An 11,600-nucleotide genomic window follows, 5' to 3' on the forward strand; every position below is an offset into this window, starting at 1 on the left:
CGTCGCCGGGCGCGGCCACCACGTCGGCGCCCGGCACGGCCTCCCGCAGCCGCGCCACCGCCTCGTCCACCGCGCCCGGCCTGCGCCCGTTGACCGCCGTCCGCGCGCCGGCCCGCGCCAGGCCCACCGCGATGGCCTCGCCGATGCCCTGCGTCGAACCGGTGACCAGCGCCGTCTTCCCGCTCAGATCGAGGTGCACGTCCCCATGATCGCGCAAACGGTCCAACGGCGCCTCAGGAGTAGAGCGCGCCCAGGAACTCCACGAGCAGCCGCTCGCGCAACGCCGGCGACGCCGCCGCGAGCAGCGCGTTCACCGTCGCCATCCGCTCCGGCAGCACGCCCTCGCCGCCCATCCCGGCCGCCGCGAGCAGCCCGGAGAACTCGGCCGGGGTCAGCGCGTCGGGGTCGAGCGAGCCGATGAACCCCAGCACCTCCGGCGCCACCTCCACGGGCCCGGCCCCGACCGCCGCCGCCACCGAGTCGCGCAGGTCGTCCAGCAGCTCCCGCTCGTGCCCGGCGTTGGCGGCGGTCACGGTCAGGTGCAGGTTGGCGGGGGAGGGGCCGAAGGCGAACTGCGGCTGCACGTACCAGTTCCGCGCCTTCATCTCGTCGGCCACGGTGAACACGTCGAAGTCGTCCCGGTCGGCGGCCACCGCCAGCAGCGTGGCCTCCGGCGAGCCGAGCACCCGGAGCCCGTCGACCTCCTCGATCCCGGCGCGCAGCACCCGGGTGCTCTCCAGCGCCCGCCGCGCCAGCTCCCGGTACCCGTCGTCACCGATGTGGCGCAGCACCGCCCAGGCGGCGGCCAGGGGACCACCCGATCGCGTGGACTGCGTGGTGGGGTTCAGCATCGTGTAACCGGGCCAGGCGGCGCTGGCGAAGTACTGCGCGCGGCGCAGGTCGGCGCGGGCGTGCAGCAGCACCGACGTGCCCTTCGGGCAGTACGCGTACTTGTGCAGGTCCACCGAGATGCTGGTGACGCCGGGCACCGAGAAGTCGAACGGCGCCACCCCGTCGGCGTGCGGCAGCACCCACCCGCCGATGCACGCGTCCACGTGGCACCGCACCCCGCGCCCGGCGGCCGCCGCCGCGATCTCGGCCACCGGGTCGACCACGCCGTGCGCGTAGGACGGCGCGCTGGCCACCACCAGCACCGTGGAGTCGTCGATCGCCGCCGCCACCGCGGCCGGGTCGGCCCGGAACGTCACCGGGTCCACCGGCACGGGCACCGCCCGCACCCCGAAGTAGTGCGCCGCCTTGTGGAAGGCCGCGTGCGCGGTCTCGGGCAGCACCATCGACGGCGAGTCGACGCCCGGCCGCGAGTCCCGCGCCGCGACCACCGCCAGCAGGCACGACTCGGTGCCGCCCGAGGTGACCGTGCCGACGGTCCCCTCGGTGCCGCCCAGCAGCCGGGCCGCGGTGCGCACCACGTCGTTCTCCAGCCGCAGCAGGCTCGGGAACGCGGTCGGGTCGAGCCCGTTCACCGACGCCGCCACCGCGTGCGCGGACGCCGCCAGCTCGTCCAGGCCCGGCAGCGCGCTGTCGTAGACGTAGGCCAGCGTGCGCCCGCCGTGCGTGGGCAGGTCGCCCGCCCGCAGCGCCCGCAGCTCGGCCAGGACGTCGGTCATCGGTTCTCCTTCCGCAACAGGGGCAGGGCCACCACCGCCAGCACCGCGGGCACGGCGGTGAACCCGAGCAGCGCGGCGGTCACCGCGCCGGGGGACTGCGCGGCCGAGCCGTCGGTGCTCGCGACGTACCCGCCCAGCGCCAGCACCAGCCCGTACACGCCGGGGCCCAGCGCCAGGCCGAGCGTCTCGCCGGCCGTCCACACGCCGGAGAACAGGCCCGCGCGCGTCGCGCCGACCCGCTCCTCCTCGGCGCTGATCACGTCCGGCAGCATGGCCAGCGGGAACACCTGCATGCCCGCGTACCCGACGCCGACCACCGCCATCAGCGCGAGCACCGCACCGACCGGCAGCACCGGCGAGGCCAGCAGCCCCACCACGGCCACCGCGAACAGCAGGGACGCCGCCACCAGGCCGAACCGCTTGCCGCGCCGCCGCCCGACCCGCTGCCACAGCGGCATGACCAGCAGCGCGGGCCCGACGAACCCGGCGAACAGCGCGGGCTGCCACGACCGGTCGCCCAGCACCAGCCGGGCGAAGTAGTCGACGCCCGCGAGCATCGTGCCCAGCCCCACGGCCTGCACCACGAACACCGCCAGCAGCGACCGGAACGACCGCGACCCGCGCACCGCCGCGAGCAGCTCGCGCGGCGACGCGGCGGTGGGCACCCGCCGGGCCGCGGGCACGCCGCGCGTGCCGGCGAAGACCACCAGGGTGCCCAGCACCATCACCGCCGCGACCGCCACGCCCATGCCCGGGTACCCGACGAGGTCGCGCACCGCGGGCGCGCCGGCTCCGCTGAGCAGGATCGCCAGCGCCAGGAACGCCATCCGCCACGCCATCAGGCGGGTGCGCTCGTCGTAGTCCCCGGTGATCTCCGCGGCCATGGCCACGTACGGGACCTGGAAGAACGCGTACGCCGTCGCGCAGGCCAGGAACACCAGCGCCACGTACACCGCCGCACCGGCCCCGCTGAACGGCCCGGCGAACAGCAGCGCGAACAGCACCGCCGTGGCCAGGCCGCCGCGCAGCAGGAACGGCCGCCGCACGCCCGCCCGGTCGCTGACGCGGCCCGCCACGGGGTTGAACAGCACGTCCCACGCCTTCGGCACGAGCACCAGCAGCCCGGCGACCGCGGCGGGCACGGCCAGGCCGTCGGTCAGGTAGGGCAGCAGGAGCAGGCCGGGCACGGTGCCGAACGCGCCGGTGACGAACGACCCGGCCGCGTAGCCCGCCCGAACCCCGTGGGTGATCTTCGGCATAGGCGGAAGATCTTCGCATTCCTGGTCCGCCGGGTGCCAGGGACGGTTCGGGCGGTGGCGCCGCGCCTACGGACCGTCAGGGGCCCGGCAGCGGGCGTTGAGCCGGGCGGCCTGGCGCGTCAGGTGGGCGCGCTCGGCGAGGTTGGGCGCCTTGTGGGCCGCCTCCGCGTACAGCCGCGCCGCCGTCGCCAGGTCGCCGTCCCGCTCGTGGAGGTACGCCGACACCGCGGCGTGGCGGGGCAGCGAGGCGTCCAGCCCCGCGAGCGCCGCCAGGCCCGCGCGCGGGCCGTCGGCCTCGCCCACGGCCACCGCGCGGTTGAGCCGGACGACCGGGCTGTCGACCAGGAGCAGCAGCTCGTCGTACCACTCGACGATCTGCACCCAGTCGGTCTCCTCGGCGGTGGGCGCGTCGGCGTGCAGCGCCGCGATGGCGGCCTGGGCCTGGAACTCGCCGAGCCGGTCCCGGGCCAGGGCCGCCTGGAGGACGTCGACGCCCTCGGCGATCATCCCGGTGTCCCACCGGCCGCGGTCCTGCTCGGCGAGCGGCACCAGGTCCCCGTCGGGAGAGGTCCGGGCGGCGCGCCGGGCGTGGTGGAGCAGCATGAGGGCGAGCAGCCCCGCCACCTCCGGGTGGTCGATCGAGGCCGCGAGCTGCCGGGTGAGCCGGATGGCCTCGACCGCGAGGTCGACGTCGCCGGAGTAGCCCTCGTTGAACACCAGGTAGAGGACGCGCAGCACGGTGGACACGTCGCCCGGCTGGTCGAACCGCACGCCGGAGACGGTGCGCTTGGCCCGGCTGATGCGCTGCGCCATGGTCGCCTCGGGCACCAGGTATGCCTGGGCGATCTGGCGGGTGGTCAGCCCGCCGACGGCGCGCAGCGTGAGCGCGACCGCCGACGACGGCGTCAGCGACGGGTGGGCGCACAGGAAGTAGAGCTGGAGCGTGTCGTCCACGGCGGGGGTCGGCCCGGGCGCCGGCTCCTCGTCGACCTGGTCCTCGCGCCGCCGGCGGGAGGCGTCGGCCCTGGTCGAGTCGAGGAACCGGCGCCAGGCCACGGTGACCAGCCAGCCCTTCGGGTCCCGGGGCGGGTCGGCGGGCCAGGTGCGGACCGCCTCGACCAGCGCGTCCTGCACGGCGTCCTCGGCCGCCGCGAAGTCGGCCCCGCGGCGGACGAGGATCCCGAGGACGTTCGGCGTGAGGCCCCGGAGCAGGGCCTCGTCCAGTCGAGCGGTCATTCGGTGATCGTGTGCTGCGCGGTCAGGAACGGGCGGAGCTCCAGCCACTCGTGGATCGGCTTCCCGCCCGCCCCGGGCGCGGCCGACAGCTCGCCGGCCAGCTCGACCGCGCGCTCGTAGCTGTCGACGTCGATCACCATCCAGCCGGCGATGAGGTCCTTGGTCTCGGGGAACGGGCCGTCGGTGACGGGCGGCCGGCCCTCGCCGTCGTACCGGACGAACGTGCCCTCGGGCGCGAGGGCCTGGCCGTCGACGAACTCGCCGGTCCGCTCCAGCCGGGCGGCGAAGTCGTTCATGTACCGCACGTGGGCCGTGATCTCCTCCGGCGTCCACCGCTCCATCGGCACGTCGTTGACCGCCGCCGGAGCGCCGCGGTAGTGCTTGAGCAGCAGGTACTTGGCCATGGTGTCTCTCCTCGGTGCCGTCGCGCCCCATTGTGGTCCGCGTTCACGGCGGGGACGGAGCCGGTCCGGGGTTCTCGACATCGCCCGCGGAGAATTTTCCCGCGAATTTTCCCGCGGTCGGGTCGAACGGGCTGCGCGCGTCGAATCGCGCGCGCCGAGCCGTTCGACAACGCCCTGGCAGGGCTTGCCGAAAAGGCTTTCGGACCCCGTCCCGGCCCGACACCCGGATCCCTCGGACTCGCGGGCCGGCCGCGGGCGCGACATGATCCACGCGCACCGCCCCGCCACCCGGAGGGAACCACCGTGACCGACCCGCACCACCCCGCCTCCACCCCCGCCGTGGCGGTCACCGGAGCCACCGGCCACCTCGGCGGGCGCGTCGCCCACCGACTGGCCGCCGCCGGCGTGCCCCAGCGGCTGCTCGTCCGCGACCCGGCCCGCGCGCCGAAACTGCCCGGCGCGACCGCCGCCGTGGCCCCCTTCGCCGACCGCGACGCCGTGCGCACCGCCCTCACCGGCGTGGACCGCGTCCTCATGGTCTCCGCCTCGGAAACCCGGGACCGCGTGGACCAGCACAAGGCGTTCGTCGACGCCGCCGCCGAAGCGGGCGTCACCCACCTGGTCTACATCTCCTTCTGCGGTGCGGCCCCCGACGCCACCTTCACCCTCGCCCGCGACCACCACGCCACCGAGGAGCACATCCGCGCCACCGGCCTCGCGCACACCTTCCTGCGCGACAACCTCTACGCCGACTTCACCCCGCACCTGGTCGGCGAGGACGGCGCGATCCGAGGCCCGGCGGGCCAAGGCAAGGCCGCCGTGGTGGCCCAGGACGACATCGCCGACGCGGCCACCGCCGTCCTGCTGGCGGCCGCCGACCACGCGGGCGCGACCTACGACCTCACCGGCCCCGAGGCGCTGACCCTCGACGAGATCGCCGGGATCATCACCGAGGTCACCGGCCGCACCACCACCTACCACCGGGAGACCGTGGCGGAGGCCTACCGCTCCCGCGCCTCCTACGGCGCCCCGGACTGGCAACTGGACGCGTGGGTCTCCACCTACACCGCCATCGCCAACGGCGAACTGGCCGGCGTCACCGACCACGTCGAACGCCTCACCGGCCACCCGGCCACGCCGCTGGCGGAGGTGCTGCGGAAGGCGGGGTGACGGGTGGAACGCAGACCACGGCGCTCACCCGCGGCAAGCGGCCCGGCGTGATCGGGCCGCAGGTGGAGGCAACGGCTGTGCCGGGGTTCGGTGCCACCGCCCTCGACCGGGGTTCGGGAGAGGTCATGCGGGTGTGCACGGCGGGCACGGCGGGAAAGGATGGAGTCGCCAGTCGGGTTCGGTGATCGACTGCCCACCTTGTTCGATCGCGGGTGACCACTTGCGCACGTCGTAGCCAATGGTGCGGTTGAGGCACTCGCCGCCGTTGCCGTCCGGATCGAAGTACAGAAGGGTGTCGGGCGGCCCTGCGCCCAACGGGTCGATCCACAGCGCGGGAGACATGCTGTCGCTGCGTGAGTCGCACGCCTGCAGCAGCTTGTTCCTCGTGTTGGAGTAGGTGGTTACCCGCGTCCAGCCCATGTAGGCGCCGGTCGAGGGATCGTAGTAGTCGGTCGTCACGCTCCCCGCGTTCACGCCAGGAGCGGCGCAGGCGAGAGCCGCGCCGAGATCGACGCAGACCGGCGCGCCGGGTTGCGCCGATGCCGGTACCCCCGCCAGACCAGCCACCAGGAGCAGTGCGCCGACCGCGGTTCTTCCGGCTAATCGGCCAGCGAACGTCGAAGAAGCCATGCGTTCTCCTGGACTAGGACCGGGCTGCTCGTCGTCGGCGAGCCTATTGACGGGTACGCCGGGGCTTCTACGGCCGAATGGGTCGAGATTCCGGCACCGCTCGCGGTGTCGGCCCGGTGGGAGCCCTTCGTGAGTGTGGAATTCTGATCCGAAGAGAATTTCGAGTCGACGGCACCGAGTTGCCCGCATGGCGGAACGGCGGGTGCACGAGACCCGGGAGCGGCCGGGGACGATGTGCGGCCGGTGCCGCCGTCAGGTCACTTCCGCAATTCTGCGGTGCGCCGGCGGAGTGCGGGTTCGACCATCTACCCACGTGTGCGACCAGGGGAACGAGGGGGTGGGGAAGTGTATGCCACACCAAGGGGCATGCTGCGCCGAACCGCAGTAAGGCTTGTGGCGGCCGTCGTGGTTTTTGTCGCGACGGTTGTTGCGGGCTCCGGTCAGGCGTGGGCGGACTCGTATGGACCCCTGCGTTATCTGCGGAATCATGCCACCAACTGGTGCTTGGCGACCGATTGGAGCCAGGGCGTGTACTCCTGGGGTGGTTGCAACGGGCCGCAGAGGTGGCAGTTCGGTTTTCTCGACGCCTACCCGGGGACCGCCCTCCTGAAGAACGAGGCGACCGGACGCTGTTTGAAGCAGGTCGACTTCACGACAGTTCTCAGCGCGCCTTGTGACGGTTCCGTGGTCGAGTTCCGCTGGGTCGCGTACGACGGTTTCATCTGGAGCGTGAATACCGGAGGTCACCTCGTGACGGACTGGTCCGGGAAGGTGAGCCTGCACAACGACACCAACACCCTGCCCGCCAACCAGTGGTGGTACTGGACCGGCTGAATGGGCTCCCCGGTCCGCCCGAGGGCGGACCGGGGAACGCGGCTCACGCCGCCGGCACCGTGTCCACGTGCGCCACGCCCGAGGACCGGTAACCGCTCACCTTCGACGTCACCTGCGCCGGGCTCAGCACCTGGTCCTTGGCGAAGTACACCCAGTCCACGTGCTGCTGGTACGCCCGCTCACCGGGCGCCCCGACCAACCCCCCGGAGATGAACCACAGGTTGAAGTTGATCGACATCGGCGTCTCCGGGTAGTACTTGTCGCCGTGGTCGGCCACCTGCACGCCGTCCACGAAGTACTTCACCCGGCCGCCCGCCACCTGCACCACCAGGTCGTGCCAGCCCGCGTAGCTCTGCCGCTGCGCGGTGTGCGTGTTGTCCGCCAGCCACGGCTCGTTGCGGTAGGTCTCCCACGTCGTCTCGTACAGGACGTTCGACGGCTCGCCCCACCCGCCGTTGGGGAGGTACTCGAAGTCGATCTCCCCGTAGTCCGGGTCGAGGTCGGAGCGCAGGGGCGTGATGGTGAAGAACGTCTGCACCACGTGGTCGCCGTCGGGGCCGGAGACCGGCGCGTCGGAGAACTTCACCCGCGCCGCGTACGTGCCCTCGAAGAACTTCCGCTGGTGGTACAGCTCGGTCTGCCGCGCCGCCGAGCCGTTGTTCCACGACTCCAGCCGCATCGACTGCTGCCCGTCCACGGTCGGGAACGTCACCCGCGTCGGGTCCCACTCCGCGCCCGGCACCCCCGGACCGCCGCCGCCGGAGCGGACCGTCCAGCCGCGCTGCGCGATCCGGGGGTCGGACGAGCCGGTGTAGGAGAAGTCGTCGAACAGCGCCGGGCCGTTGGGGTTGGGCGTGGTCGAGGTCGTGGTGGTGGTCGTGGGCTGCGAACCGCCCGGCGGGGTGCCGTAGAGCAGGGTCCCGCCCCGGTGCACGGTCACCCGCGACCACGCCGAGTAGGTGCTCGACGCCCGGAACGAGTAGTCGTCGGACTGGGTGATCCGCCCCCAGTCGGCCCGGTAGAAGCGCAGTTGCAGGTCGCCGGTGTCGGCCCCGGGCGCCAGCGCGCCCGAGGTGAAGCCGACCTCCAGGTACCGGTCGGCGGCCCCGCCGGACAGCGTGCCGAACGTGCCGGTCACGATCCCGCAGCCGCGCACCGCCCACGAGCACGCGAAGCGGTAGCCGACGGAGGGCGTGTCGGCGGTGAAGTAGTAGCGGATCTTCAACTCGTTGAGGGGCAGGGTGGTGGTGCCCGAGTTGACCAGCTTGAACCACGGCTCGACCTGGTCGGTCGCGGCGGCGGTGGCGCTGGTGCGGTACTGGGCGGTGACCGCGTCGGCGGCCAGCGCGGCGGGTGCGGTGAGCAAACCGGTCACCAGGGCACTCACCGCCGCCGCTGCCGCGCCGGCCGCGGCGATCTTGCGCGTGGACGGGGTGGACGGGGTGGACAAGGTCGTTCTCCTCTAGTCAGCAGGGTTGAACAGGGGAGCGGTCGTCGTCCTCCTCCCTGGTCGTGAGCGATCCGTGCGGCACCGACAGCGCGGTCAGCCGGTCGGCGTGCCCGCGCATCCGGTCGGTGAAGTCGGTCCACGAGGGGCGCCGGGTCCACAGCGCGTCGGCCAGGGCCGCGAGCCGGGGGAACGCCAGCCGCTCCAGGTGACGCGCGGTGGGCACGTACTCGGTCCACAGCGCGCACTGGGCGCCGAGGACGCCGGTGGGCAGGGGCACGTGGTAGACGTCGTGCGCGGTCACCACCAGGCCGGGCTGCCCGGCGGGCTCGTCCGGCCCGGCCGACTGCGGGTAGTCCAGGTAGGTCGAGCGGTGCGGCGCCATCACCACGTCGTGCCCGCCGTCCAGCGCGGCCCGGGCGTCCGCCGCGTCCCGCCACGGCATGAGCACCGCGCCGGGGTGCCCGACCGGCTCCCAGGACACCGGCGTCCGCCCGCGCGACACCACGTGCTCGGCGACGTGGCGCAGGAACCAGCCGCGCAGCTCGTGCGGCCCGGCCAGGCCCTCGCGGGCGACCCGGGCCAGGGCGGCGGGGCTGGTCTCCCACTCGGTGGTCGGGCACTCGTCGCCGCCGAGGTGCACGTGCGGCCCGGGGAACACGTCCAGCACCTCGTCCAGCACGTCCCGGCAGAACTCCAGGGCGGCGTCGTGCACGCCGAACACCGCGTCGCTGACGCCCCACCGCGTCCACACCGGCAGCCGGCGGTCCGGGGCGTTGCCCAGGTGCGGGTAGGCGGCGAGGGCGGCCCGCGCGTGGCCCGGCATCTCGACCTCCGGCACGACCCGGACCCCGCGCTCGGCGGCGTGGGCGACGAGCCCGGCCAGCTCCGCGCGGGTGTACCAGCCGCCGTGCGGCACGCCGTCGCCGTCGCTCTCCGCGCGCCAGGCCCCGACCTCGGTCAGCCGCGGCCACCGCGGCACGGGCACCCGCCAGCCCTGGTCGTCGGTGAGGTGCAGGTGCAGCACGTTGAGCTTGTGCAGCGCCATCAGGTCGACGAACCGGCGCAGCACGGCCACCGGCTGGAAGCGGCGGGCCACGTCCAGCAGCACCCCGCGCCACGGCAGGCGCGGCGTGTCCCGGATGTCCACCCCGGGCAGCGTCCAGGCCACGTCCGGCGCGGGCCGCGAACCCAGGGCCTCGACCGGCAGCAGCTGCCGGATGGTCTGCACGCCGTGCGCCAGCCCCTGCCGGGTCGCCGCCCGCAGCACCACGGCGTGCTCGGTGACGCTCAGCGCGTAGCCCTCGTCGCCGAGGCCGACCAGCCGCTCGTCGAGCGCGATGACCACCCGACCGTCCTCGCGCGGCGGCAGCGGCAGCCCGGTGGCCGGCCGCAGCGACGCGCGCAGCAGCCGGGCCGCGCCCTCCGCGCCGGGGGTGGCGCGGACGGCGGTGTCGGGGGAGAGGGTGAACCGGCCGCGGCGGCGGACCAGTCTCGTCGGACGTGGCACGATCACGCGGGAGCCCCCTCAGCCCTTCACCGCGCCGCCGACGATGCCGGTGGTCACGCGGCCCTGGAGGACCAGGAAGACCAGCAGCACCGGCAGCATGAACAGGGTGGAGGCGGCCATGGTGGCGCCCCAGTCCGTGCCGAAGGTGTTGCTGAACGACGACAGCCAGACCGGCAGCGTGCGGTCGTCCTGGTCCTTGATGATCAGCACGTTGGCGAAGGCGAACTCGTTCCAGGCGGTGATGAACCCGAACAGCGAGGTCGCCAGCAGGCCCGGCGCGAGCAGCGGGAGCACCACCCGCCGGAACGCCTGGGCGCGCGAGCAGCCGTCGACCAGGGCGGCCTCCTCCAGGTCGGCGGGGATCGCGGCGAGGAACCCGCGCAGGGTGACGATCGTGAACGGCAGCGTGATCATGAAGTAGACGAGCGTGAGCATCCACAGCGAGTCGAGCGCCCCGGTGTCGCGGGCGATGACGTAGACCGGGATGAGCAGCGCCTCCCACGGCGTCATCTGCGCGATGAACACCATCAGCACGAAGCCGCGCCTGCCCGGCCACCGCAGGCGCGCCACCGCGAACGCCGCCAGCAGCGCCACCACGAGCGACAGCAGCACCGCCCCGCCGGCCACCAGGGCGCTGTTGCGCCAGAACGACCAGAACCCGCGCGCCGCGACCGCCGTGCCGAAGTGCTCGAAGGTCACCGACAGCGGCAGGAACACCGGGGTGGCGGCCTGGATGTCGCGGGTCGGCTTGAAGGCGGTCAGCACCATCCAGTACACGGGGAACACCGACACCGCGAACACGACCAGCGCCGCCGCGCCCCGCAACACCCGACCGGTCACGCCTCGCCCTCCTGCCGGTAGAGCTGCCTGAGGTAGGCCAGCAGCGCGAGCACCAGCAGCACCACCATGAGCATCGACACGGCCGCGCCGAGGTCGTAGCGCTGCAACGACTGCGCGACCTGGAACGCGTAGACCGGCAGCGTGGTGGTGGCCTGGCCCGGCCCGCCCTGGCTGATCACCCAGATCTGCACGAACGCCTTGACCACCCAGATCACCTCCAGGCAGGTGATCAGGCCGAACATCGCGCGCAGCACGGGGACGGTGATGGTGGTGAACGACCGCCACGCGCCCGCGCCGTCGATCCGCGCCGCCTCGTACAGCTCGGCCGGGACGGTGACCATCGCGGCGTACAGCGACAGCGCGGCGAACGGCACCGACTGCCACACGACCAGCACGACGAGGATCGCGAACGTGGCGGGCCCGTCGGCGAACCACGCGTAGTCGCGGAAGCCCTCGAACCCGAGCCGCACCAGCGCCCAGTTCACCACCCCGAGCCGCGACTGGAACAGCCACTGGAACACGGTGGTCGCCGCGATCACCGGCGTGGCCCACACCAGCACCAGCCCGGACATCACCAGCAGGCGCAGCACCCGGCCCAGCCGCACCAGCAGCAGGGCCACCAGCGTGGACAGCACCATGATG

The 11,600-nt window shown here is 73.6% G+C and carries 12 protein-coding genes; 2 read left to right on the top strand and 10 right to left on the bottom strand.

Annotated elements, in window-relative coordinates; all coding sequences use genetic code 11:
- The 5 genes from ACFV4N_RS31950 to ACFV4N_RS31970 form a co-directional block, all read right to left on the bottom strand.
- The coding region (locus ACFV4N_RS31950) for an SDR family NAD(P)-dependent oxidoreductase (RefSeq protein ID WP_499676359.1) at positions 1–199 on the bottom strand (199 nt) is incomplete at its 3' end.
- A gap of 34 nt (positions 200–233) precedes the next feature.
- The gene (locus tag ACFV4N_RS31955) at positions 234–1,628 is read right to left on the bottom strand and encodes a pyridoxal phosphate-dependent decarboxylase family protein (protein ID WP_499676360.1); all 1,395 of its coding nucleotides are present in this window, start codon (positions 1,626–1,628) and stop codon (positions 234–236) included.
- A complete protein-coding gene (locus ACFV4N_RS31960) occupies positions 1,625–2,887 on the bottom strand; it encodes an MFS transporter (protein WP_499676361.1) in 1,263 nt (420 codons plus the stop codon). Before ACFV4N_RS31960 ends, ACFV4N_RS31955 begins: the two co-directional genes overlap by 4 nt.
- A gap of 66 nt (positions 2,888–2,953) precedes the next feature.
- Positions 2,954–4,123 (bottom strand): RNA polymerase sigma factor, encoded by a 1,170-nt coding sequence (locus ACFV4N_RS31965; RefSeq protein ID WP_499676362.1) that lies wholly within the window; start codon positions 4,121–4,123, stop codon positions 2,954–2,956.
- Positions 4,120–4,527, bottom strand: a complete 408-nt coding sequence (locus tag ACFV4N_RS31970) for a YciI family protein (protein ID WP_499676363.1) — start codon at positions 4,525–4,527, stop codon at positions 4,120–4,122. Before ACFV4N_RS31970 ends, ACFV4N_RS31965 begins: the two co-directional genes overlap by 4 nt.
- A 303-nt stretch (positions 4,528–4,830) precedes the next feature.
- Here ACFV4N_RS31970 and ACFV4N_RS31975 point away from each other — a divergent pair, with 303 nt between their 5' ends.
- The gene (locus tag ACFV4N_RS31975) at positions 4,831–5,697 is read left to right on the top strand and encodes an SDR family oxidoreductase (protein WP_499676364.1); all 867 of its coding nucleotides are present in this window, start codon (positions 4,831–4,833) and stop codon (positions 5,695–5,697) included.
- 123 nt (positions 5,698–5,820) lie between these two features.
- Here ACFV4N_RS31975 and ACFV4N_RS31980 read toward each other — a convergent pair whose 3' ends face one another.
- The gene (locus ACFV4N_RS31980) at positions 5,821–6,327 is read right to left on the bottom strand and encodes a hypothetical protein (protein ID WP_499676365.1); all 507 of its coding nucleotides are present in this window, start codon (positions 6,325–6,327) and stop codon (positions 5,821–5,823) included.
- Between the two features lie 366 nt (positions 6,328–6,693).
- On the opposite strand from ACFV4N_RS31980, the gene ACFV4N_RS31985 reads away from it, so the two are divergent.
- Positions 6,694–7,161 carry a ricin-type beta-trefoil lectin domain protein gene (locus tag ACFV4N_RS31985; RefSeq protein ID WP_499676366.1) on the top strand — a complete coding sequence of 156 codons (468 nt, stop codon included), beginning with the start codon at positions 6,694–6,696 and terminating at the stop codon, positions 7,159–7,161.
- Between the two features lie 43 nt (positions 7,162–7,204).
- On the opposite strand, the gene ACFV4N_RS31990 is transcribed toward ACFV4N_RS31985, so the two are convergent.
- The 4 genes from ACFV4N_RS31990 to ACFV4N_RS32005 all read right to left on the bottom strand — a co-directional run.
- Complete coding sequence (locus tag ACFV4N_RS31990; protein ID WP_499676367.1) at positions 7,205–8,611, bottom strand: cellulose binding domain-containing protein; 1,407 nt, start codon at positions 8,609–8,611, stop codon at positions 7,205–7,207.
- A gap of 16 nt (positions 8,612–8,627) precedes the next feature.
- Positions 8,628–10,124, bottom strand: coding sequence for a beta-N-acetylhexosaminidase (locus ACFV4N_RS31995; RefSeq protein WP_499676368.1), 1,497 nt, complete (start codon positions 10,122–10,124; stop codon positions 8,628–8,630).
- Between the two features lie 12 nt (positions 10,125–10,136).
- On the bottom strand, positions 10,137–10,958 hold the full coding sequence (locus tag ACFV4N_RS32000) for a carbohydrate ABC transporter permease (protein ID WP_499676369.1): 822 nt from the start codon (positions 10,956–10,958) through the stop codon (positions 10,137–10,139).
- Positions 10,955–11,600: carbohydrate ABC transporter permease (locus tag ACFV4N_RS32005; protein WP_499676370.1), on the bottom strand; the 646-nt coding region annotated here is incomplete at its 5' end. The genes ACFV4N_RS32000 and ACFV4N_RS32005, both read right to left, overlap by 4 nt.

This window comes from Actinosynnema sp. NPDC059797, assembly GCF_042732085.1.
Classification (GTDB): domain Bacteria; phylum Actinomycetota; class Actinomycetes; order Mycobacteriales; family Pseudonocardiaceae; genus Actinosynnema.

Coding starts and splice junctions, on each gene's coding strand:
- ACFV4N_RS31965 (WP_499676362.1), bottom strand. CDS start 4,123: ATGACCGCTCGACTGGACGAGGCCCTGCTCCGGGGCCTCACGCCGAAC.
- ACFV4N_RS31985 (WP_499676366.1), top strand. CDS start 6,694: ATGCTGCGCCGAACCGCAGTAAGGCTTGTGGCGGCCGTCGTGGTTTTT.
- ACFV4N_RS31960 (WP_499676361.1), bottom strand. CDS start 2,887: ATGCCGAAGATCACCCACGGGGTTCGGGCGGGCTACGCGGCCGGGTCG.
- ACFV4N_RS31955 (WP_499676360.1), bottom strand. CDS start 1,628: ATGACCGACGTCCTGGCCGAGCTGCGGGCGCTGCGGGCGGGCGACCTG.
- ACFV4N_RS31970 (WP_499676363.1), bottom strand. CDS start 4,527: ATGGCCAAGTACCTGCTGCTCAAGCACTACCGCGGCGCTCCGGCGGCG.
- ACFV4N_RS31980 (WP_499676365.1), bottom strand. CDS start 6,327: ATGGCTTCTTCGACGTTCGCTGGCCGATTAGCCGGAAGAACCGCGGTC.